This is a genomic window from Microbacterium sp. T3-8, assembly GCF_055398145.1.
Genome location: NZ_AP027918.1, coordinates 599,812 through 622,701, shown reverse-complemented (window position 1 = coordinate 622,701; position 22,890 = coordinate 599,812). Strand labels below are relative to the sequence as shown.

Annotated in this window: 21 protein-coding genes; 8 read left to right on the top strand and 13 right to left on the bottom strand. The window is 68.9% G+C overall.

Annotated elements, in window-relative coordinates:
* Positions 1-143 precede the first annotated feature (143 nt).
* The 10 genes from ACZ5Y9_RS02975 to ACZ5Y9_RS02930 all read right to left on the bottom strand — a co-directional run bounded on the left by ACZ5Y9_RS02975 (position 144) and on the right by ACZ5Y9_RS02930 (position 11,434).
* Positions 144-4,712: a galactose-binding domain-containing protein gene (locus ACZ5Y9_RS02975; RefSeq protein WP_464472237.1), complete on the bottom strand. Its 4,569-nt coding sequence runs from the start codon at positions 4,710-4,712 to the stop codon at positions 144-146.
* 155 nt (positions 4,713-4,867) lie between these two features.
* Complete coding sequence (locus ACZ5Y9_RS02970) at positions 4,868-6,172, bottom strand: ABC transporter substrate-binding protein (RefSeq protein WP_247633195.1); 1,305 nt, start codon at positions 6,170-6,172, stop codon at positions 4,868-4,870.
* 226 nt (positions 6,173-6,398) lie between these two features.
* Positions 6,399-6,983 (bottom strand): 2'-5' RNA ligase family protein, encoded by a 585-nt coding sequence (locus ACZ5Y9_RS02965; protein WP_464472236.1) that lies wholly within the window; start codon positions 6,981-6,983, stop codon positions 6,399-6,401.
* Between the two features lie 89 nt (positions 6,984-7,072).
* On the bottom strand, positions 7,073-8,689 hold the full coding sequence (locus ACZ5Y9_RS02960) for a DHA2 family efflux MFS transporter permease subunit (protein WP_464472235.1): 1,617 nt from the start codon (positions 8,687-8,689) through the stop codon (positions 7,073-7,075).
* 156 nt (positions 8,690-8,845) lie between these two features.
* The gene (locus ACZ5Y9_RS02955; RefSeq protein ID WP_247623784.1) at positions 8,846-9,019 is read right to left on the bottom strand and encodes a CsbD family protein; all 174 of its coding nucleotides are present in this window, start codon (positions 9,017-9,019) and stop codon (positions 8,846-8,848) included.
* Positions 9,020-9,134: 115 nt separating this feature from the next.
* Positions 9,135-9,749 (bottom strand): hypothetical protein, encoded by a 615-nt coding sequence (locus ACZ5Y9_RS02950; protein WP_404596787.1) that lies wholly within the window; start codon positions 9,747-9,749, stop codon positions 9,135-9,137.
* Complete coding sequence (locus tag ACZ5Y9_RS02945) at positions 9,746-10,327, bottom strand: Asp23/Gls24 family envelope stress response protein (RefSeq protein ID WP_464472234.1); 582 nt, start codon at positions 10,325-10,327, stop codon at positions 9,746-9,748. The genes ACZ5Y9_RS02950 and ACZ5Y9_RS02945 overlap by 4 nt, the downstream gene beginning before the upstream one ends.
* Complete coding sequence (locus ACZ5Y9_RS02940) at positions 10,324-10,719, bottom strand: hypothetical protein (RefSeq protein WP_464472233.1); 396 nt, start codon at positions 10,717-10,719, stop codon at positions 10,324-10,326. The genes ACZ5Y9_RS02945 and ACZ5Y9_RS02940 overlap by 4 nt, the downstream gene beginning before the upstream one ends.
* Positions 10,719-10,907, bottom strand: coding sequence for a DUF2273 domain-containing protein (locus ACZ5Y9_RS02935; RefSeq protein ID WP_336641222.1), 189 nt, complete (start codon positions 10,905-10,907; stop codon positions 10,719-10,721). The genes ACZ5Y9_RS02940 and ACZ5Y9_RS02935 overlap by 1 nt, the downstream gene beginning before the upstream one ends.
* Positions 10,904-11,434, bottom strand: coding sequence for an Asp23/Gls24 family envelope stress response protein (locus tag ACZ5Y9_RS02930; protein ID WP_247623789.1), 531 nt, complete (start codon positions 11,432-11,434; stop codon positions 10,904-10,906). Before ACZ5Y9_RS02930 ends, ACZ5Y9_RS02935 begins: the two co-directional genes overlap by 4 nt.
* Positions 11,435-11,573: 139 nt before the next feature.
* On the opposite strand from ACZ5Y9_RS02930, the gene ACZ5Y9_RS02925 reads away from it, so the two are divergent.
* From ACZ5Y9_RS02925 to ACZ5Y9_RS02900, 6 genes are all read left to right on the top strand, one after another.
* Positions 11,574-12,146 carry an RNA polymerase sigma factor gene (locus tag ACZ5Y9_RS02925; RefSeq protein ID WP_464472232.1) on the top strand — a complete coding sequence of 191 codons (573 nt, stop codon included), beginning with the start codon at positions 11,574-11,576 and terminating at the stop codon, positions 12,144-12,146.
* On the top strand, positions 12,143-12,730 hold the full coding sequence (locus ACZ5Y9_RS02920) for an Asp23/Gls24 family envelope stress response protein (RefSeq protein ID WP_464472231.1): 588 nt from the start codon (positions 12,143-12,145) through the stop codon (positions 12,728-12,730). Before ACZ5Y9_RS02925 ends, ACZ5Y9_RS02920 begins: the two co-directional genes overlap by 4 nt.
* Positions 12,727-13,050 (top strand): hypothetical protein, encoded by a 324-nt coding sequence (locus ACZ5Y9_RS02915; RefSeq protein ID WP_464472230.1) that lies wholly within the window; start codon positions 12,727-12,729, stop codon positions 13,048-13,050. The genes ACZ5Y9_RS02920 and ACZ5Y9_RS02915 overlap by 4 nt, the downstream gene beginning before the upstream one ends.
* A gap of 115 nt (positions 13,051-13,165) precedes the next feature.
* Positions 13,166-13,984 carry an aminoglycoside phosphotransferase family protein gene (locus ACZ5Y9_RS02910; protein ID WP_464472229.1) on the top strand — a complete coding sequence of 273 codons (819 nt, stop codon included), beginning with the start codon at positions 13,166-13,168 and terminating at the stop codon, positions 13,982-13,984.
* 254 nt (positions 13,985-14,238) lie between these two features.
* Positions 14,239-14,991 carry an SDR family NAD(P)-dependent oxidoreductase gene (locus tag ACZ5Y9_RS02905; protein ID WP_247633201.1) on the top strand — a complete coding sequence of 251 codons (753 nt, stop codon included), beginning with the start codon at positions 14,239-14,241 and terminating at the stop codon, positions 14,989-14,991.
* A gap of 231 nt (positions 14,992-15,222) precedes the next feature.
* Positions 15,223-20,712: a GH92 family glycosyl hydrolase gene (locus ACZ5Y9_RS02900; RefSeq protein ID WP_464472228.1), complete on the top strand. Its 5,490-nt coding sequence runs from the start codon at positions 15,223-15,225 to the stop codon at positions 20,710-20,712.
* Positions 20,713-20,786: 74 nt separating this feature from the next.
* Here ACZ5Y9_RS02900 and ACZ5Y9_RS02895 read toward each other — a convergent pair whose 3' ends face one another.
* From ACZ5Y9_RS02895 to ACZ5Y9_RS02885, 3 genes are all read right to left on the bottom strand, one after another.
* A complete protein-coding gene (locus tag ACZ5Y9_RS02895; protein WP_464472227.1) occupies positions 20,787-21,068 on the bottom strand; it encodes a hypothetical protein in 282 nt (93 codons plus the stop codon).
* 1 nt (position 21,069) lies between these two features.
* The gene (locus ACZ5Y9_RS02890) at positions 21,070-21,399 is read right to left on the bottom strand and encodes a DUF7882 family protein (protein WP_247623797.1); all 330 of its coding nucleotides are present in this window, start codon (positions 21,397-21,399) and stop codon (positions 21,070-21,072) included.
* 105 nt (positions 21,400-21,504) lie between these two features.
* The gene (locus ACZ5Y9_RS02885; RefSeq protein ID WP_464472763.1) at positions 21,505-21,945 is read right to left on the bottom strand and encodes a MarR family winged helix-turn-helix transcriptional regulator; all 441 of its coding nucleotides are present in this window, start codon (positions 21,943-21,945) and stop codon (positions 21,505-21,507) included.
* A 128-nt stretch (positions 21,946-22,073) separates the two neighbouring features.
* Here ACZ5Y9_RS02885 and ACZ5Y9_RS02880 point away from each other — a divergent pair, with 128 nt between their 5' ends.
* Positions 22,074-22,316 carry a hypothetical protein gene (locus ACZ5Y9_RS02880; RefSeq protein WP_247623799.1) on the top strand — a complete coding sequence of 81 codons (243 nt, stop codon included), beginning with the start codon at positions 22,074-22,076 and terminating at the stop codon, positions 22,314-22,316.
* Positions 22,316-22,882, top strand: coding sequence for a MarR family winged helix-turn-helix transcriptional regulator (locus ACZ5Y9_RS02875; protein WP_464472226.1), 567 nt, complete (start codon positions 22,316-22,318; stop codon positions 22,880-22,882). Before ACZ5Y9_RS02880 ends, ACZ5Y9_RS02875 begins: the two co-directional genes overlap by 1 nt.
* The last annotated feature ends 8 nt before the right edge of the window (positions 22,883-22,890 follow it).

Sequence of the window (22,890 nt, the reverse complement as noted above, 5' to 3'; positions counted from 1 at the left end):
AGGGACCCAGTACCTCACCCACCCGAAACCCTTCGACAGGCTCCCTCACTGGGTTGCTGAGCCTGTCGAAGCACCCGCCACGCGCGCGCTAGGGCACGACGAAGGGGGCCGCCCCGAGTGGGACGACCCCTTCGCACTCGCACTCAATCGGTCGTGGCGCCTCTCCGCAACCGCACAGCGACGGCGCCCGATCCGAGCAACAGCAACGCGATGGCGAGCGTCCAGGGCAACCACGTCAGGTCGCCGCCCGTCGCCGGCAGGCCACCGGGGCCGTCGGCTCCCCCGCCGGGAGTTCCCCCTCCGGGGGTACCACCGCCGGGAGTGCCGGGGGTGCCCGGTCCACCGGGGACGCCCGGCTCGTCGGCGGCGAGGATGAGCACCGGGGTCGAGGCGATGTCGGCATCCGCCTGCATCACCACGATCGTGTGCTCGCCGGGATCGGTGTCCTCGGGGACGACACCGCGGAACGCGATCGCCCCGTCCTCCGCGATGACCACACCGAGGTCGGCGGGAGTCGATCGCAGCTGGATGACGTACTCGACGCCCGGCTCGAAGCCACTGCCCGTCACGTCGATGCGGCCGCCGACCTTCGGTGATCCCTCGACCGTCACCACGGGTGTCACGACGTCGGGATCGACCGTGACGGTCACCGGCGCCGAGGGCTCCGACCACCCGCCGGCGTTCTGCGCGCGCACGGTGACGCCGTAGTCGCCGGGGGCGAGGTCGGCGACGGATGCCGTCAGCGCACCGTCCACCACCTGCACCACGTGATCGCCCACCGTGACCTCGTAGGCGGTGACGGGCGATCCGCCGAGACGCTCGGGAGCCGACCACTGCACGGTCACGACATCCCGTGAGGCCGTCGCCACGACATCGCGCGGAGCACTCGACACGGCGTCGAGCCGCACGAGGCCGGCGAGCGCCGCCTCGAGAGCAGCGGCCGCGGCATCCGCATCCTCCTGGGGAGCGCCGGGCGTGCCGCGCACCTGCTTCGCCGCCTCGAGCGCCGGGAGCAACGGCGCCCAGCTCTCGGGGGTGTAGGCGGTGCTGTCGAGGGCGTTCGCCGCATCGATCTGCGCCTGCAGCCACGAGGTGTCGGCGTCGACCGTCACCCCGCACCACGCGATCTCCGTGCCGCCCTGATGACGAATGCCGACCGTCGTGCGTCCGGGTTCGCGGGCCTGGAGGTCGACCTCGACCCGCCCGTCGGGCGACACCCGCGCGTCTCCCGCGACGGTGACGACGGACTCGTCCATCGAGATCGCGGTGAAGACGTCGTCGGGGGTCACCGGCGACACGGTGGCGGCGACGACCGCCGTCGAGTCGCGTGGCGCGGTCACCGGTCCCGTGCACTCGAAGGTGTATCCGCCGTAGAGCTCGAACTCCCAGATGTTGAGTCCGTACTGCGTCGAGGGGAGACCCGCGAGGCGCACGTACCGCACCTCGGCGGGCGCGAAGTCGTGCGTGTGGGTGAGCGTGGGCTGCGCCGTCTGGACGCGGGCCAACGGCATCCACGTCGCACCGTCGATCGAACCCTCGATCCGGTAGTCGTTCGACGTACCGGCCTCCCACGCCACCACGGCGCGCGAGACCGAGCGCACACTCCCGAGATCGACCTGGAGCCAGTGCTCGGCGACCGCGCGCGCCGACGACCACTTGGTCGACTTCGAGCCGTCGGTGGCCTTGGGCCCGGTGATGGTGGCGTTGTTCTGGTGCACGCTGTCGACGGTGGTCGGTCGGCCCAGGGCGAGGTTCGCGTTGGCGGCGGGCACGGCCGGGGCCTCGACGACCAGGCGGTCGGAGAATACCTCGAACTCCCAGAGCGAGGGTCCGTAGTTGAGCGCTCGGGTGAGCGTCTGCATGCGCACGTAGCGCGCGGTCTGCCCGTCGAGCGTGATGACGTCGATCCCCCCGTCGCTGCCGCCCGACGGAGTCGTGTACGCGTCGCGCCACGACCTTCCGTCGTCGGAGAGCTGGATCTTGTAGGTCTTGGCGAACGCCGCCTCCCACGACAAACGCACCGTGGAGACCGGCTTCGAGGATCCGAGGTCGATCTGCGCCCAGGCGCTGTCGGCGTTGTTGCCCCGCCAGCGCGTGTCGGGGTCGCCGTCCGCGAGGGAGAACACGAGGTTGTATCCGGCGTAGCCGGACGCCCGGGTGGCACTGTCGATAGCGAGATTCACGCTCGACGCCACGGTGAGCTCCCGGATGCCGTAGCCCGCACCCTCTCCGCCGAGGAGGAGCACACGGACGTGCTCGGCAGCGGTGGGGTTTATCGGCACCTCGTCGACGCCGCCGTCGCCGCCCGAGATGTTCGCGCGGTCGGTCCAGTCGACGCCGTTCGGCGAGGACTGCACCACGTAGTCGGTGGCGTGAGCATCCGCCCAGTCGATCGTGACCTTCGTCACCCACGATCCGCGGGGCAGCGCGGCCGCGGCCCACTGCGTCCCCCCGGCGGCCGAGCGCCACACCGACGCGGCGTCCCGGTCGCCCAGGGCGTCGACGGATGAGCCGTCGGCGGTGCTGCTGGCGGCGAACGGCGACGATGCCGGGAGGGTCCCGTCGACGAGCGGCGCGGTCACCGTCTTGCCGAGGTTCTCGCCCGAACCGAGTCGGAACACCGCGTGCTTCTCGGCTCCGCCCCCGGCCAGGGTGACACCGACCGACAGGCCGGCACGGTCGGGGTTCGAGAGGCTCACGACCGGGGTATCGCCCCGCTCGTCGAGCAGCACGATCGACGGCTGGTCGACCGTCAGGGTGCGGCCGTCGCCGAGGTCGAGGGATCCCGGTGCGAAGAAGGTGGCCATCGTGATGCCCGCGTCACTGCTGCGCACGGCCTGCACCGCGGTGTCGTTGCGCAGGGTGCGGATCGTGGGCTTCACCGCGTACGCCTCGACCTCCGCGGGAGTGGCGGCGGGCAGGACCGTGTAGTCGTAGGCGCCGGCCGTGGGCTTCGCCCCGTGGTCGACGTACAGCGAGAACGCATCGCGGCTGATCGCCTCCTCGCCCTCCCAGCTGCCGGACTGCGTCTTGTTCGAGACCTTCACGTCCTGGCCCGCGGCGAACACGTACCCGACCTCGTCGTTGTACGCCCACGTGGCCGACCCGACGCCCTGCTGATCGGTGCCGCCGGCCACGGGCCGACCGCCCACGCTCGCATTCGGCTTCGCGGCTGCCTGGTTGATGGTCGTGTGCACGGCCGCGTCGCTGGTCGACGCGATGCCGACGCCGAGCGCCACCATGCCCTCGTCGAACGAGAAGTAGCTCTTCTGCGCCGCGGTCCCCGCGGTGTCGAGGGTGAGAACGCTCGCTCCGAACTCGCCGTTCGAGGTACCGCCGGTGAAGCTTCCGCCGTCGCCGTTGCGGCCGCGGTTCTCGAAGCCGCGCTCGGTGCGCTTGACGTTCGGAGCGGTCACCCCGGGGTAGTGCCACCAGTCGAAGGCGGGTCCGAGATCGAGGTACTCGCGGTTGTTCACCTGGATCGCCGTCGAGCCCATCGCGTTCCAGTAGACGGGGTTGCCGAGTTCATCGCGGTACGAGGTGCGCAGCTCGGCGCCGAAGGTGCGCGACGAGTTGAGGCGCGTGAAGATGCCGTATCCGTCGCGCAGGTGCGAGGAGAACTCGGAGCGCCAGAAGTACTTGTTGCCGGTGACGCCGTTCGTCTCGGTCTTGCCGAGCACGCCGTCGAGCACCGCCTGGTACGCGGTGGCGTACAGGGCGTCGGTGCGCGCCATCCGCTGCAGCGGTTCGATGAACTCGGAGGCATGGCTGGTGATGTCGTTCACCGTCTTCGGCGGACGGTAGTTGAGGTAGAGCATGCCGATCTCACCGCGGATCAGCCAGCGCGTACCGCTGATGAAGTAGAACGCGATCGAGTCGAGCTGGTCGCGCGTGAAGGCGAGACCGGTGCCGCGGGCGACATCCGACCACAGTGCGGCGTAGGTGAAGAGCACCATGCCGTAGCCCTCGCTGTAGAGCTGCGCGCCGTGCGCCCAGAAGCTGCCGTCGGGTTGCACGGCCTCCTGCACGGTGCCGGAGTGATCGACCGCGATCGTGGCGACGATGGTCGCGAACCCCTCCTTGACCTTCGCGATGTCGCGGGTCGACAGCGCCTCGAAGATGTAGTTCGAGGTGCGCCATGCGCCGTTCGCACCGACCGGGTCGAGCTTGCCGGTGTTGTGCTTCAACGCGACGTCGAACGCTTCGGGGCTCAGCGCCGAGCCGAGGAACATCGAGATGCGCCCCATCGCGATCGACTCGCCGATCTCGGTCTCCCACCAGTTGGTGTTGCCCGGGTTCACACGATCCCAGTGCAGCAGCGCCCGACCGACCGCGTCGACGAGGCGGGGGTCCCCGAAGCCCTCGGCGTTCGGGTCCTTGTACGCCTGCGTCATCGCGAGCATCCGGTAGAGCGCGGTGTACGCCGACCACACGCTGCCGTTCGCCGAGCTGGTGCGATCGGCGTAGTTCACGTCGGGCCACGAGCCGTCGGCGTTCTGCGACGCGACGTAGTCGAGCGCCTCCGACGTGCGGGCGAGGTAGATGCCGTTGGCGATGATGATCTCGTCGCCCTGCCCGAGGTAGTACTCCTCGAGGCGATCGATGACGGTCGCGACGTCGTCCTCCGGGGCGGCGGATGCCGGAGCCGCGAGCGCGGACGATCCGAGGACGAGAGCGAGGGTGAAGGCGATGAACGCGGCGATGCGCTTCATGGCGGGGCTCCTTTGCCGGGTTTCTGCGTTGCCGGGCACCGTTGCGGGTGCGGCGGCGGGGCTCCGGCACGACGGCGGAGCGAAGAGTCCCGGGGTGCGCGCCATGACACGCGCACCCCGGGGTGGTGACCGGCTGGGGAGCCGGTCGAGATCGATCAGCCCTGGGCGATCAGGGCATCGATCTTGTCCGCGGCGGTCGAGAAGGTCTCTTCGAGGTCGCCCTCTCCCGCCTGCACGGCCTGACCCCAGGCGTCGCGGAACGTCTGCCACATCTCGGTGGCGTCCGCGACGTTCGGCACGTCGACCGTGAGGGGCACCGAGGCGGCGAAGGTCGCCAGCACGGGGTTCGTCGCGAGGTAGTCGGCGGCGATCGCATCGACATCGGTGCGGGTCGGGAACTGCCCCGTGGTCTCGAGGAGGGCCAGGTCGTTCTCGGCATCCATCGAGAACTTCACGAAGTCCCACGCGGTCTGCTTGTTCTCGCAGGACGTGTAGAGGCCGACGTTCTTCGAGTCGCCGAAGGTGTAGGTGTCTGCGGCGGCCGTGCCCGCGGCGGTCGGCAGCGGCACGACGCCGTACTCGACCTTGCCGTCGAACGCTCCGGCGCCCCAGGGGCCGGCGATGCCCATGGCCGACACTCCGTCGGCGAAGGGACCGGCCCAGGCGTCACCGCTGTAGGCCTCGGCCGAGGAGTACCCCTCGGCGTACATGGTCTTCCAGAACTCGAGCGTCTCGAGGCCCTCCTCGCTCGTGAACGCGGCGGCGCCGTCGCTCACGAGCTGGGTGCCTCCCGAGTTCGCGAGGAAGAACGGGTAGAAGTCGAAGAGCGAGTTCGTGTAGTCGCCGGATGCCGGCGGGTACAGCGAGTAGTCGGCGGCGCCGCTCTCCTTCACGGCCGCGGCGGCGGCGAGCACGTCGTCGTAGGTCGCGAGCTCGGGGTTCTCGGGGTCGAGTCCGGCCGCGGCGAAGACGTCCTTGTTGTAGTAGAGCATGAAGGGGTTGGCCTTCCACGGCACCTGGTACAGGTCGCCGTCGGGTGAGCGGAAGCCGTCGGCCGCGTCGCCGGATCGCTCGGTGATGAAGGACTCGCCGTCGTCGAACGTCTTCGAAATGTTGACCAGACCGCCCTGCTTCTGGAAGGCGGGAACCGCGGCCGGCGCCGTGTTGTAGACGAGGCACGGGGTGTTGCCGGCGGTGATGGCGGCACCGATCGCGTCTTCCGACGACTTGCCCGACGGAATGGCCGCGGCGGTGACCTGCTCGTCGGGGTGGTCGGCGTTCCACGCCTCGACCACGGCTTCGGCCCACTCGATCTCCTGCTCGTTCGTCGAGTACCAGATCGAGATCGGGCCGGAGGTCAGCTCCCCGCCGTCGGGGGCTGCGTCGCCGCCGGACGAGCCGCATGCCGCGAGGGGCAGCGCGAGGGCGGCGAGGGCGAGAACACCTGCATAACGCTTCATTGCGAGAAACTCCTTCGTTCGGTCGCCTCGGGTCGGCTACCTGCTGTGGTGGGGCGATCGCGGAGGATCGCTCGACCCAAGTAAACCGGTTTTGTAAGCATGCGTCAAGAGTGTGCTCTGCGCACACAAAAGGAGCGAATAATCGCGCGAAAAAGACATTGCCGATGTCGCCCAGGCACTAAACAGAACTAAACCGAAGGGTAGGCTCCCGCCCCCGGACCCGTCCTCAGCGCCCGAGCGGGATCACCTCGGTGTGTTCCACGCCGTTCGAGTACGAGACCAGCTCGACCTGGGTGGCCGTCTCGCGCACGGGGCGTGCGAACTCCGAGACTCGCGCAGACTCGAGCGCCTTCCACTCCGGGCCCGACAGCGTCGCGCCGTAGACGACGGACATGTGGAACGTCCACTCGTCGAGCGGCAGTTCACCGAGCCGCCGGAAATCCGTCGCATCGAGCCTGTCGGTCAGAGTCGCATAGGCGGAGAGGAGGGAGTCGGTGCGAGCCAGGCGGAGGATGAGGATCTGCCAGGGTTCCGGAAAGGCGTCGATGGCCTCGCCGGTGATCTCGATCGGGTCCTGCTCGATCGCCCAGGCGCGCACGAGTGCGCTCAGCTCTGCACGACGCTCCGGCTCGTAGAAGCCCCGCAGCGTCACGTGGCCGGTGTGCGGATGCGGGAGTCGACTCAGCGCCAGAGCGTCGGTCTGTTCCGCGCTGTAGCGATCCGCCAACTCCCACGTCGGACGCAGCACGAGATACTGCTGCCCTTCCAGGGACTCGAGCTGCTCGGGCGTCTTCATGAACGGTCGATGCATACGACGACGCTAATCAGCATCGAGACTCGACGTCGCTCCCGGTGCGGCGCGCCGCCGCACCGGGAGACGTCGCACCGAGGGCCGGGAACCTATCGGGGGTCCTCGGCCTCGCGTTCGCTCTCCTCGCGCTCCGACGGGCGCGCCGCCGCACCCCCGAGCGACACCGTCGCGAGGAGGCCGAGGGCGAGGAAGCCCGCGGCGGTCCACGCCGCGTAGCGCGTGCCGTCCGAGAATGCCTCGCGCGCGGCATCCGCGGCATCCGCCGTTTCGGGGTTCGCCGCCAGTCCGCTGATCGCCGCGCCCGCACTGTCGACCACCGACGAGACCACCTGATCGCGCTGAGCCGTCGGCACGCCCTGGTCGTCGAGCGAAGCGGCGAGGATGCCGGCCGTGCTGGTGAAGAGCACGGTTCCGAGGATCGCCACTCCGAGCGCCGCCCCGAGCTGTCTCGAGGTCGACTGCGTGCCGGAGGCGGCGCCGCTGTCGGCCACCGGCACATCGGCCAGAACGACGCCGGTGAGCTGGGCGGTCGCGAGCCCGACACCGACCCCGTAGACGAACAGGAGAGGGATGAGCGGAACCCACGAGGCATCCGGACCGATCGCGAGGCCGACGCCGGCGACACCGACGATCTCGGCGAGGAGTCCGATGCGAACGATCCATACCGGCGCGATCCGACCGCTCATCGCCCCCGCGATGCCGCTCGCGAGGAACGAACCGCCGGCGAGCGAGAGCAGCAGAAGACCCGTCTGCAGCGCGTCGAAGCCGAGCACGAACTGCAGCCACAGCGGCAGGGCGAGGATGATCCCGAACTCGCCGAGCGAGACGACCGCGGCGGCGATGTTGCCGTTGCGGAACGACGTGATCGAGAAGAGCCGCAGGGCGAGGAGGGTCGAGCGACCGGCGCGCTCACGATGAACGCCCCAGGCGATGAAGGCGACGAGCCCGACCAGCGCCAGCGCGAACGCGAACGGGATGGGCGAGATGTCGAAGGGCCAGGTCCAGTCGCCGATCTCGGGCCGCTGCTCGACGCCCCACCAACCGTAGGTGCGCCCCTCGATCAGACCGAAGACGAGGCTGCCCATCGTGACGACCGAGAGCAGGGCCCCCACCCCGTCGATGCGCTCGGCACGATCGCTGCGCGTCTCGGCGACGGTGAGCGCGACGCCGATGATGATCAGCACGCCGAGCGGGATGTTGATGCCGAAGGCCCACCGCCACGAGAACGCGGTCGTCAGCCATCCGCCGAGCAGCGGCCCGACGGCGGCCATGCCTCCGATGGTCGACCCCCACACCGCGAAGGCGATCCCGCGTTCACGGCCGCGGAAGGTGGCGTTGATGATCGACAGCGTGGTCGGCAGGATCATCGCTCCACCGACCCCCTGCGCGAGGCGGGCGAGGATCAGCGCACCGCCGTCCGAGGCGAGCGACGCCAGCACCGACGACCCCGCGAAGACGACGACGCCGATGAGCAGCATCCGCCGTCGCCCGAACCGGTCGGCGAGACTGCCGAACACCAGCAGCAGGGCGGCGAAGACGAGGGTGTAGGACTCCTGCACCCACTGCACCTCGGTGGAGGTGATGCCGAGGTCGTCGACGATGGCCGGGATCGCGACGTTCACGATCGTCGAGTCGACGATGATCAACGACACCGCGATGCTGATGAAGACCAGGCCGACCCACCGCAGCCTCTCGTGCTTTTCCATGATCTCTAGCTTAGCTAGCATTCTCGATCTGCAACAGTCTTCGGTGCGCTCACCGCCGGCACCGCAGGCACGAAAACAGGGGCGGGGCCGTCGAATGGCCCCGCCCCCTCCCACTGTCCCCAGCAGGTCTCACCCAGCGCGCGGCTGGGAATCATGTCAGCCCTTGAACGCGTCCTTGACGTTCTCGCCGGCCTTCTTCACGTCGGCCTTGGCCTGATCGGCCTTGCCCTCGGCCTCGAGCTTCTCGTTGCCGGTCACCTTGCCCGCAGCCTCCTTCGCCTTACCGGCGATGTCCTCCGCGGCGTTCTTGATCTTGTCGTCGAGTCCCATGATGTTTCCCTTCGTGATGGTGGTTCTGGCGGCGGGGTCCTGCCCCCGCCGTCCTCCCGTCGGCCCATGCGCGACCGACGGCGAGTCTGTGAGTCCGGTCAGCGGGCGGATGCCGTCACGACAACCGCCTCTGATCGTGGGCGAGACGGGCGCGCAGGCTGGTGTGGATCGACACGTAGGCGGCGGTCTCGCGGCCGGTGAGTGTGGCGAGGTTGGTCAGCAGCCGGTCGAGGTGATCGACCAGCTCGCGCGGATCCGTGTTCTGTCGCGGGGTGACCGCCACGTGCAGCACCGGCTCGTGGCGCACGTCGTTGGCGGTCACGCTCGCCGAGAGGATCTCGTCGCGGCCCGCGAGCGACTTCTTGACGGCATCCGACACGAACGACTCCGTGACAGTGACGCGTCCGAGCGGGTTCTGCGCGCCGGAGGAGCGCAGCGCCGTCTTCGACCGACGACCCGAGACGCTCGTGAGGGCGAGGATCAGCAGCGCGATCACGACGACGATCGCGACGACGGCTCCGACACCGAGCCACGAGGCGGCCCCGCCGGCGATCGCGGTCGCGGCGCCCGCCTGATCGAGCCAGGTCTCGGCGTTCTTGCCGGCATCCGTCCAGACGTCGGCCGCGGTCGGCCAGCTCAGGAGGGCGATGCCGACGGCACCGAGGGCCAGGAAGATCAGGCCGATGAGGAGCAGCAGGGTGCGGTTCAGCGCACGGTTGGTGGCGTTCACAGGTCGGCGTCCTTCTCGGTCGCGCGTTCGATGCGAACGCGGGTGCGGATGCTGCGGGTCAGCCGATACGTCTGCAGCTCGGACTCGGCGAGGGCGAGAACCTCGCTCTGCTCGAGAGGCACTCCGGCGCCGGGGCGCACGGTCACGTCGATGCTGCGGTGGCCGACGCCGACGGTGATGGCGTCGCGCGCGATCCCGGTCTCCTCGGAGAGATGCTGGGCGAGGGCGCTCGCGATCACGCCGTTGTCGACGACGACCGCGCGGTCGCCCGCATCGAGGGTGTGCTTCGACAGTCGCCCCGGGGTGATCGCCAGGATGACGAACACCAGGCCGATGAGCGCGAGCACGACGCTGCCGGCGATGACGAGACCGGCGGGCTGCGTCGGCAGGCCGACCAGCCAGCCCGCGGCCGCCACCGGGCCGACGAGGAGCGCGGGCTGAGCGGCGAGGCTCAACACGATCTCGAGGGCGACGTAGGCGAGGGCGAGGATGAGGAGGACGACCGCGACGAACATCGCGACGGTGCGCGGCGAGTGGGTCTCGCGTCGGATGACGCGGCGAAGTGCGGGGGTGCTCATCGCACTCGTCTCCTTTCGGGAATGATGGCGCCGGTGATGGTGAGGGCGACGCGGGTGACCTCGTGGCCGAAGAGGCCGGTCAGCTCCCGCTGCAGGTGCTCCTGCAGCTCGCGGGCCCGGTCGAGCACCGGGGTGGCTTGGGCGATCGCGGCGGTGTCGTCGAGATCGGGCACGGGAAGCGGTGACGAGATGCGCAGGGCGAACCCCGCACCTCGCGCGACGACGTCGGCCTTCACGTCACTGCGGGAGACGCCGATCACCGATGCGGATGCCTGTTCCGCGACCGTGCGATAGACGCGTTCCTTCACCTCGACGCGGCCCGGGACGGACTCCCCGCCGGTGGCCTGCCCCGCGGGGCGGCCACCGGCGATGACGTTCTGGTCGACGCGCATCAGGAGGTTCGCCGCCCCGTGATGACGTCGGCGAGACCGCGGACGTCGAGCTTGCCGGAGGCGATGCGTCCGACGATCGCTCCGACCCCTGCGAAGACGGCCATGAGGAGGAATCCCCAGAAGCCGAAGAGCAGGGCGGCGAGGGCGAGAAGTGCGCCGATCAGGGCGCCGGTGGTGGTGGGGCTCATGAGACGCGCGACTCCTCGTTCTCGTGGGTGTTGTCGTCACCGGGCACGTGCACGTCGTTGACCTCGACGTTGACCTCGACGACCTCGAGGCCGACGAGACGGGTGATCGCCCCGGCGACCGCGGCGCGGACGTTGTTCGCGACGGTCTGGATGGGTGCGGGGTACTCGACGACGATGGTCAGGTCGGCCGCGGCCTGGGTCTCTCCGACCTCGACCTTGACGCCCTGTGCGAGGTCGGTGGCGTTGATCACGTCGCGGATCGCGCCGAATGCGCGTGCTCCGCCGCCACCCAGTGCGTACACACCGGGAACCTCACGAGCGGCGATACCGGCGACCTTGGCCACCACGCCCTCGGCGATCGTGGTCGTACCGGCGGCGTCGACATCCGCGGGGATGCGAGAGGTCGAGAACCCGGCGGAACGGTCCACGCGGGGAGCGACGGCGGCCGGCGTCGGGGTGCCGGTGGTGTCGGGCAGCTCCTTCTCGGCGGGGCTGGTCGACGTGTTCTTCTGATCCTGCGTTGCCATGACGTGTCCTATCTCTTTCGACGGCCGACCACAACCCCTGGGGGATCCGGATCGGGAGCGATAACGTCGCTCACAAGTAAGAGGCGCGGATCACGCGATCCGTCACAAAAAAGTTTCAGAAAGTTCTGGTGGAGGTCCGATGGCCCGCTCGACGGATCCGCGCAGCGGCGATCTGACGGTCGTCTCGGATCGCGTCCTGGTGCATCGCTCCGTCGACGGCGACTCCTCCGCCTTCCGCGAGATCGTGCGGCGGTACGCGGGTTCGATGCGGGCGTACGTGTCGCGCATCGTCGGCTCTCTGAGCGAGGCCGACGACGTCGTGCAGAACGCCCTCGTCACGGCCTGGCGCCAGCTCGACTCGCTGCGGGATCCGGATGCCGTGAAGTCCTGGCTCATGCGCATCGCCAGCCGCGAGGCCTTCGCCTTCATCCGCAGACGCCCCACGGATGCCACGCTCACCGGCTACGATGCCCCTCATACCGAGAGCACCCAACCCGAGCAGATCGCGATCCGCAACGCCCAGCTCGCGGCCCTGTCGAAGGCCCTCGATACGCTGCCCGAAGATCAACGACGGTGCTGGCTGCTGCGCCAGGTCGCAGAGCTCAGCTACACCGAGATTGCAGAGGAAATGGAAACCTCACCCAGCACGGTCAGAGGACTCCTCTCCCGTGCCCGTTCGAGCATCACGATCCAGATGGGAGGCTGGCGATGACCGCGCACGATCACGATGACGCGCTCGACTGCGGCACGACCATCGATCAGCTCTCGGACTACCTCGACCGTGACCGCACGCCGCGCGACCCGCACATCGAGAGCTGCCCGGACTGCCTCAACGCGCTCGAGGCGCTCGAACGCGTGGGTCGCCTGTCGCGCGACCTCATCGATGCGGATGCCGCCGAGCTGCCCGCACCTCCCGACTCCTGGTTCGAGCGCATCTTCACCTCTATCCAGGAGGAGCTGCGCGCCGGCCGCAGCCTGCCCATCAGCCACCCCGATCCGCGTGTGCAGATCACGGTCACCGAGGGGGCAGTGCGCGCGCTCCTGCGTGACAGCGGAGACGCGATCGACGGCGTCTTCATCAGCCGCACCGAGATCGTCGGCGACGCCGAGACGCTCGGCGCTCCCGTCGAGATCAACCTGACGGCATCCGTGCGCTTCGGCACGTCGATCCAGCACCTGACCGACGAGCTCCGCGACGTCGCCTACGCCGCCCTCGCGAAGCACACCGACCTGAACGTCGTCGCCGTCAACATCTCCGTCGAAGACATCCACACCGACATCAAGGATGTGTCATGAGCACCACCACGCCCGACGAACCCGTCGACCTCGCCCGCCACGTGCGCACCGTTCCCGGCGTCACGAACATCTTCACGGCGCGGCCGCTGCTCGCCCGCCTGCCGGAGGTCGTCGCGGCGGGATCCGCGAAGGATTCCGACGGCCCGGTGGCCGACATCCTCGTCTCGACCGAACCCGATGGCACCTCGGTCGTCTCGACGCGCATCGCCACCTCAACCGACGACAGCAGCGTCGCCACCGCGCGCCGCGTCGCCGACACGCTCCTCGCGCACACCCCCGACACCGCACGCATCCAGCTGCAGATCGCCCGCATCCGCTGACCGCTTCCTCGGTTCCTGAGCGAGCGGAGCGAGACGAAGCGCCTCCGCGGCGTGCGCCACCCGACAGGAGCGACGTCCCACGACGGACCGTCGTCGCGCACGTATGCTGTCCGGCATGCAGTCCCACACGCACGACCTGACGTTCACCGGGGGTGAGGTGCAGAAGAGGTTCCTCACCTGGTCGGAGGGGGAAGCCGACCGGGAGTGGGCCTGTCTCCAGGCGATCGAGGCGCACGCACCGGGCATCGCGCCCCGGCCGCTGAGGCGCGAGACGGTGGGTGGCCACCCCGTGGTCGTCATGACGCGGCTTCCCGGTGACGCTCTCGGGGGCGCACCTCTGACTCCCGCGCAGACCGCGTCTCTCGGACAGACCCTGCGGCGGCTGCACGGCATCCCCCTCGACCGGGTCATGGCATCCGGAATCGGCGAGCGCCGCCTCGGCCCATCCACGCTCCGCCCCGCTCTTCGCGAATGGCTCCGCGCCCCCGAGGACCTTTCGGCATGTCACGATCCGGCTCTGGTACGCGCGGGCATCGACGCCGCGGCGGCCTGGCTCTCGTCGTCTGATGCGCTCCCCGCCCCCGAGATCGTGAGCCTCGGGATCGCAGACCTCAATCCCGCGAACGTCCTCTGGGACGGGCGCACCTGCCGCCTCGTGGATTTCGAGGACGGCGGGCTCACGGATCCGGCCTATGACCTGGCGGATCACGTCGAGCACATCGCGGGTCGCCTCACGGGTGTCTTCGACGCGGGAACTCTGCTCGCCGCTGTGGGGATCTCGGACGAGGGTAAGGATCGGTTCCACGCGTACCGGCCCCTCTGGGCCGCGTTCTGGCTCGCGATGCTCCTTCCGGGGAACGGAGGATTCTCCCGCAACCCGTCGGGCTCGACGGAAGCCCAGGCCCGCCATCTGCTCGGGCTCCTCGGTCAGTGAGCCCGGGTCGCCTAACCCCTCGGAGCGAGCGCCCGCCCCGCACACGTTCGGGAGGAGATCTCCGCGTAGGGAGGACGGATGCGGGAGATTCCTCCTCCCATCCGTGAGAACTCCTCCCGAACGGATGCCGAACACCACCCGAAAACTCCATTCACGCGAATCCACCCACTCGGAACGGGCGTAGGCTGGAGAGAAGGACGGACCGTCCGAGAAGATCTCCCGGAAGCAGTGCCCGCCCGGGAAGAAGCCCACCCATGGCTCAGTACGACGTTTCGGACCGCTCGGCGATCGTCACCGGAGCAGGCAGCGGAATCGGCAAGGCCACCGCCCTCCTCCTCGCGAAGAACGGCGCCGCGGTCGTCGTCAACGACCTGAACGCCGAGCACGCGAACGCGGTCGTCGAAGAGATCCGTGCCGCGGGCGGCGTCGCCGAGGCATCCGTCGGCGATGCGACCGACCCGGCCTGGATCGCCTCCTCGGTCGAGCTCGCGAACTCCCTCGCCCCTCTGCGCATCGGCGTGAACAACGCGGGTATCGGCGGAGCATCCGCCCCCACCGCCGAGTACTCCGACGAGGCCTGGGACAAGGTCATCTCGATCAACCTCAACGCCGTCTTCCGCAACATGAAGGCGCAGCTGCCCGCGATCCTCGCCAACGGCGGCGGTTCGGTCGTCAACGTCGCGTCGATCCTCGGCAGCGTCGGCTTCGCCAACTCCCCCGCCTACGTCGCCGCGAAGCACGCGGTCGTCGGCATGACGAAGTCGGCCGCTCTCGAGTACTCGGCGCAGGGCGTGCGCGTGAACTCGGTCGGCCCCGGCTTCATCGACACCCCGCTGCTGGCGACCATGGGCGAAGAGGCGAAGGCGTACCTCGTGAGCAAGCACCCGATCGGCCGCCTCGGCCAGGCCGACGAGGTCGCGAACCTCATCGCCTTCCTCGCCAGCGACGCAGCGAGCTTCGTCACCGGCAGCTACCACCTCGTCGACGGCGGTTACACCGCCCAGTAAGCGGATGCCGCGGGGCGGGCTGCTTCGACAGGCTCAGCAACCCAGCCTCTGAGGCTCAGGGACCCAGCTACCAGCTGCTGGGTCCCTGAGCCTGTTGAAGGGCCCCGCCCCGCCCGCCGACATCTTTCGTTCACCTGTTGTTGGACATCGCGTCCACAAACCTCCATAGTGTTCCTGACAGCGTTGTCAGAATGCGGGCAGCGCATCCACCCACCACATGGAGGTAATCGCATGCCCCCCATGCGTTCGGCATCCCCCGGCCGACACATGAGAAGACGCCGCGCGGCCCTCGCCGCCGGAATCATCACCGCCCTCACGGCGTCGTCCGTCCTCGTGACGCCCGCCGCCTATGCCGAAGAGGTCTCGACGCTCACGCCGTTCGAGGCTGTCGACCCGTTCATCGGCACCCAGATGAACGACGCGAACAACGGTCGCGGCAACGACCATTACGGCAATACCTTCCCCGGCGCGACCGTGCCGTTCGGCATGGTGCAGTCCAGCCCCACCACGTTCGAGACCGGCAACGGCCAGCAGTTCGGCGGCTACGAGTACGACGCCGACCAGATCCGTGGCTTCGGCATGACCCGCCTCTCGGGCACGGGATGCCGGTCGAACTTCGGTGGCTTCGACTTCCCGGTCATCCCCTTCACGGGAGCCCTGACCGACGGCGCCCTGCCGACCAACCCGGCGAGCGCGATCGGCGAGTACTTCCTCGACTTCTCGCACGACGACGAGACCGCCGAGCCCGGTTACTACTCCGTCGGCCTCGAGAACGTGCAGGCCGAGCTCACCAGCACGACCCGCACCGCGGTCAGCCGCTACTCGTTCGACGAGACGGCCACGACCTCGACACTGCTCTTCGAAGCCGGCGGATCGAACAACCAGGTGCACGCCTCCGACATCGCCTTCGACCCCGCGACCGGTGAGCTCACCGGCTCGGTCAAGGCCAACATCGTCTGCAACGGCGGCTCGCAGTACACCGCCTACTTCTCGGCGACCTTCGACCAGCCGGTCGAGTCGTTCGGCACGTGGACACCGGCGGGCGTGCAGGCCGGCGGCACCGAGGCATCCGCCGCTACCAAGCACGGCGCCGGCGCCTACCTGACCTTCGCGGACGGCGCGGATGTCACGGCCAAGATCGGCCTGAGCTACGTCTCGGTCGACGGCGCCCGCGCGAACGCGCAGGCCGAGACCGACGCGCTTGACTTCGACCGGACCCGCGCTCAGGCGCGCGCGACCTGGGAAGAGGGACTCGGATCGATCGATGCGACCGGCGGCACCGACCGTGACCGCATCACCTTCTACACCTCGCTGTACCACTCGCTGCTGCACCCGAACACGTTCCAGGACGTCGACGGCCGCTACACGGGTTACGACGGAACGATCCACAGCGTCGAGGAGGGCCGCGACTTCTACGTGAACTTCTCGGGCTGGGACACCTACCGTGGCCAGTCGCAGCTGGTGGCCCTGCTCTACCCGGAGCGCGCGAGCGACATCAACCAGTCGATCGTCGACATGGTCTCGCAGTCGGGCAAGTGGACGAGCTGGCCGACCTACAACCAGATCCAGACGAAGATGAGCGGCGACTCGCTGCAGAACATCGTCGCGGCGACGGATGACTTCGGCTCGACCGACTACGACCGCGCGAAGGCTCTCGAGAGCATGCTCGCTACGCAGACGCTGCCGATGACGAACACCGGACGATCGGATGCCGTGATGTACGGCATCCACGGATGGATCGACGGAGACAAGCAGGGCGCCGCGACCTCGCGCACCATCGAGTACACGACGAACGACTTCGCGATCGCGCAGATGGCGAAGCGCCTCGGCAACGAGGCCGCGTACGAGCAGTTCTCGACCCGCTCGCAGAACTGGAAGAACATCTTCAACACGGCCACCGGGCACATCGACGCCCGCAACCGCAACGGCTTCCTGAACACCTCGCTCACCACGCAGGGCGCGCAGTTCGAGCAGTCGACCGGGCACCAGTACGGCTTCAACGTGTCGCACAACATGGCCGACCTCATCGACCTGCGCGGCGGCAAGGACGAGGCCACCGAGCAGCTCGACCGCATCCTGCGCGATCTCGACGCCGGCGCCTTCAGCGACGCCGCGTACATCGCCAACCAGCCCAGCTTCGGCCTGCCGTGGGTCTACAACTGGCTGCAGGCTCCGCACAAGACGACAGAGACGCTGTACCGCGCGGCCGACGAGCTGTTCACCGCGGCTCCCGACGGCCTGGCCGGCAACGACGACCTCGGCTCGTTCAGCGCCTGGTACGTGTGGGCCAACATCGGGCTGATGCCCGCGATCTGGGGCACCGCCGACCTGCTGGTCTCAGCGCCGATGTTCGAGCACATCGAGATCACCTCGATCGGCTCCGACCGCACCATCTCGATCGACGCTCCCGGCGCCGGCGACGACCGTCGCTACACGACGGGCCTGTCGGTGAACGGTCAGGCGCAGACCGCGTCGTGGCTGCCCGCCGACTTCGCCCGCTCGGGTGGAACGCTCGACTTCACGATGGGCGCGACGGCCTCGACGTGGGGCACCGGCGAGGGCGACGTGCCCCCGTCGTTCCGCGACGGCAGCGACAACCGCAACTCGATCGGCATCACCTCCGACGGCGCGGTCAACATGGGAGGACTGGATGCCGGTGGCATCGGCCTCTCGCGTGAAGACCTCGCGGCGGCGGGCGTCACCGGTGGGGCGAAGCTCCCCCTCGGTGACACCGGTGTGGAGTTCACCTGGCCCGACACGGTGGCCGGCGAGGTCGACCACTGGATCCCGAACGGCCAGGTGCTCGACTTCGGCGACGTCGCGGCATCCGGGATCTCCTTCCTCGGTCTCGCGACCAACGGCCCCTCGCGCGGCACCGCCCTGGTGACCTACACCGACGGCTCGACGAAGAAGGTCGATGTGCGCCTCACCGACTGGACGAACACGGGCGCCGAGCCCGGGAACATCCGCCTGGTCCCGCTCACGAAGCGCAACACGCTCGCCGGTGGCTCCGACACCGCCAAGCCGACCCTCTTCGCGACGGCGGTCGTTCCGCTCGACACGAAGAAGACGGTCAAGAGCGTCACCCTGCCGAACGACGTCTCGAAGGGCATCATGCACGTCTTCGACGTCGCATTGCGCCCGCTCGATGCGACCGAACCGGGTGAGCCGACGCTGCCGACGCGCCCCGACGCGCAGGAGCCGACCGAGCCGACCGTGCAGGCGCCGATCGACATCGACGGCACCGCGGTCACGAACGCCGACACCGTCTGGCGCTTCCACGACACGACCGACGACCCCGCCGCTGGCCTGGCGACCCACACCGGCTGGACCGCCGCCGACTACGACGACACGTCGTGGAAGACCGGCGCCGGCAGCTTCGGCGCGAAGAACGGCGTGATCGGCGACCTGGGGGGCGGCTACACGCCGAGCACCCTCGTCACCCAGTACAAGACGGGCACCACCAATACGGAGGCGTTCTTCTTCCGCACGACGTTCGAGATCGACGAGGCCGACCTCGCGCAGATCACTCAGCTGAACGGAGAACTGGCCTACGACGACGCGGCACGCGTGTACGTCAACGGGCAGCTCGTCGGCGGCTTCGCGGATGCGCGCATCGGCAACGGCCCGAGCAACATGGTCTACGCCGGTGACAACGGGTCGGCGCCGCTGACGGGTGCGTTCACGGTTCCGGCATCCGCTCTGCGGGCGGGCACGAACACGATCGCGGTGCAGGTGCACAACACCAACGCGACGAGCTCCGACGTGTTCATGCAGCTGACCTCGCTCACCATCGCCGCCCAGGGCGCTCCCGCCGCGATCTCCGACGTGCTCCTGCACGTGGGATCCGACGAGACGCAGCGCAATCTGACGTTCTACACCGACCGTCGGATCGCGGCGCAGGTGCAGGTGGCACCGGCATCCGCACGCACCGGCGCCGGGTTCCCGGTCGCCGAGGCGCGCACGCTCGACGCCACCACTGCGCAGGCCCGCGACGGGCGCTACTCGAACCAGGTCGTCATCGACGGACTGGCCGAGGAGACCTCGTACCTGTACCGGGTCGGGAACGACGACATGGGATGGTCGCGCTCGTACGAGCTGTGGACCGGCACGTTCGACGAGACGTACAGCTTCGTCTACCTGACGGACGCGCAGATCGGTGCGTCGGGCAGCTGGCAGAACGACCGCGACCGCTGGGCCGCATCGCTCGGTCAGATCGACCAGTTCGAGAAGGATGCCTCGATGATCGTGAGCGGTGGTGACCAGATCGAGACGCACCGTTCCGAAGACGAGTACGCCTCGCTGATCGCCCCCGAGCTGCTCAAGCAGGTGCCCTTCCAGGCGACGATCGGAAACCACGACAACCAGTCCGACCAGTTCAACTCGCACTTCTTCACCCCGAACCGCTCCGAGACCCACGGGTACGAGGGCATCGACGGGCGAGCCGGAGGCGACTACTGGTACACCTACAACGGCGTGCTCTACCTCAACATCAACACCAACGCGCGCAGCACGAACGAGGAGGACCACGCGGCCTTCCTGCGCGAGGTCGTCGAGGAGCAGGGAGCCGACGCCAACTGGATCGTCGTCGTCATGCACCATTCGCTGTACTCGGCCGCGTTCCACTCCGTGGAGCAGGACGTGAAGGAGCGCCGTGCGGCCCTCGCGCCGGTGTTCAGCGAACTGGGCATCGACCTGGTGCTCGCCGGTCACGACCACATCTACACGCGCAGCTACCTCATGGACGGCACGACGCCGGCCGGAGACCTGGAGGCGCAGGAGAAGTCGGGAGTGACGCTCGCGGCCGAGGAGGGGCAGGTGCTGTACGTGACCGGCAACTCCTCGAGCGGCAGCAAGTTCTACGGTCTCGACGCGTCGTCTCCCGAGGCGGCCATCAAGGACCAGTCGAACCAGCCGCAGTACACCGACGTCGACGTGACGCCCGCGGCGATCACCCTCACGACCTACCAGACGATGGATCGCAAGGTGATCGACGAGGTGACGCTCACCCGCACGGTGAACGACGAGAAGGGTCCGGAGTTCGCGGGCCTTCCCGCCGAGTCCGAGGTGGCGCAGGGTCAGCCGTTCGAGCCGCTCGCCGGAGTTTCGGCGACCGACGAGATCGACGGCGACGTCACCTCGGCAATCACGGTCGAGGGCACGGTCGACACCACCACGCCCGGTCTCTACACGCTCACCTACCGGGTGACCGACCTGGCCGGCAACGAGACGGTCGTCGAGCGGACGGTGACCGTGACCGCGGTCGAGCCGACGTTCGGCGGTGTCCCGCCGACCCGCACCGTCGTCGAGGGCGAGGAGTTCGACGAGCTCGCCGGGGTATCGGCGAAGGACGCGAACGGTGTCGATCTGACCGACCGGATCGAGGTCGAGCTGGTGCAGGCGGCCAGCGCGGCGCGCATGGTCGGGCCGTCGGCGGGCGCGTACGCGCTCGTCTACACGGTGACCGACGACTACGGCACGACGGCGGTCGCGCAGAGCGCGGTCACGGTGGTGCCGCCTGCCGATCCGACCGACCCCGGCACGGGTGCCCCCGGCACGCCGGGTGACGGCGGGGTCGTCGCGCCCGGAGACGGGACGGATGCCGGTGACGGCACGCTGCCCGCGACGGGCGGCGAGGCTTCGCTGCTGTGGATGCTCGGCATCCTGGCCCTGCTCGCCGGCGCGGGCCTGATGATCCGCCGCCGCAACGCGCAGGTCTGAGTGAACGAAGAGGGGGCCGCGGATTCACCCGCGGCCCCCTCTTCCGTGTCCGGGCCCGTCGTCTCGCCCAGCCGTCAGTGGGCCAGCGAGCCCACTCCGGTGGCCGCGATCACGGCGACCTTCGCCGCTTCGAGCTGGTCGAACCACCCGATGTGCTCGGAGGTCGGCCCGAAGGCGTGATAACCGGGTTCGGGGTCGGCGGCCTTCACCGAGCCGAGGAACACCCCGCGCTCGTTGCCGACGTGGAATCCTCGCTCGACCTCGACCCAGAGGCCGCGAGCAGGCAGAGCAACAGTGAACCGGCGACGCGGTTTCGCGAGTGACGCGCGCGATGCCTTGCGATCTCGATGGGGCATGTCAGGCGCTCACAGTCTGGAGTTCGCGAGCCTGCTCGAGCGACGAGGCGTACTCTTCGCGCGAAAGGTCGAGACCGTTCGCGGAGTTCGCGGCCTCCATCATCTTCGCGAGCAGCGGCCGGTGCAGCTGGGGGTCGCCGTCGAACGAGAACCGGAGGGGGATGGAGGCGTGGATCCAGAGCGTCTGGACCGTGCCGTCGAAGGTCGGAACGGTGAGGGCGAACGACTCGTTGCGCCGGAGCTTCGTGACGGTGACGGCACGGAGGTGAACGAGCAGGGCGTCATCCACGTCGATCGGGGCGTTGGTGTTTCCGTAGGTCAGGTGTCCCATGCTGCTCTCCTCGTGGTCGAGACTGCGTGAGATTTACATTACTAGGTTACCTAGTTACTTTCAAAGCGGAACGAAACATCGACCGATATAACGGTCGACGCGAACCTACGGAAGGTCGTCGATCTCCTCGGTGAGCCGACGGAGGAAGCGGGTGATCACGGCGGTCTGCTCGGGGGTGAACTCCTCGCCGATCTCCTCGACGCGGCGCGTGAGGTCGTCCACGGGCGAGTTGATGTCGCGCAGCGAGGGGCGCAGCACCTTCGACCGGGCATCGGCCGGGTGCGGGGCAACCACGATCTGACCGCGCTCCTGCAGGCGGCGGATCACACTCGTGATGGCCGCAGTGCTCACGCTCAGGTGCGCCGCGAGATCACCGGGCGTCACCGGGGCGTCGGCCGGGGCGTCCGCGATGAAGCGCATGGCGACCCGGTCGGTGTCGTTCGGAGCGCGCACCGCAGCGAGGCGTCGCGCGAACTGCGCATCGACCCGACGGAACTCGTCGACGCAGTGCACGAGATCGGATGTGATCGTCGTCGTTTCATTCACCAAGTGTCACCCCCTGACCCTTCCATGCTACAAGACGCTCACGTAACGAGGTGGCCTAGCGGTTTTCAATGGCGATCAGGGCGTCTTTCTGGTGAGAAGATGGAATACCGCCTGCCGGAAAGGATGCCATGGCTGAGCGATTCACTCTCGACGAAGCGGGATACATCCTGTATTCCGACATGGTCGAGCGCCTGCGCGAGCGCTTCCCCACCGTGCCGGTGTGGCGGCTGGAGCAGGTCGCGGCCGCCGAGCACGACGCGATCACCGGTGGTGTGCTGCAGATCGTTCCCGCCGAGGTCGAGGACGGCACGATCGAGATGCTCGAGCGCGAGTCGCAGAGCGTGAGCGCCGAGAACGAAGGGGTAGCGTGATGGAGAGTTCCGAGGAGTTCACGCGCTCGGGCTACTGGTACCCGGATGCCGAGTCCGCCAGCACGGTCGATGTACTCAACCTGCTGCGCCGCTACCGCTCGGCCGAGACGGCCATGCGCGCCCGCACGCGCGCGTCGATGCGCATGAACGAGACCGACCTCGTCGCGCTGCGCTTCCTGCTGCGCGAGCAGCGCGCCGGACGCATCGTGCGCTCGATCGACATCGCCCGCATGCTCGACATCTCGACGGCATCCACCACGACCCTCATCGACCGCCTCGAGAAGGGCGGGCACGTCCGCCGCGAGGCGCACCCGACCGACCGCCGCGCGGGCATCGTCGTCCCCACCGTCAGCAGTGACGAGGAGGTGCGCCACACCCTCGGTGCGATGCACCGGCGGATGCTGTCGCTCGTCGACGAGATGTCCGACAAGGAGCGCGCGGTGGTCACCCGCTTCCTCGCCGGCATGACCTCGGCGATCGAAGAGGCATCCGATCTCGATCAGGAACTGCGCGACGTGATCCGCGACCACGAGGAAGCGCAGGGCGAGGGAGGGGCGGGCGACTAGCCCGCCCG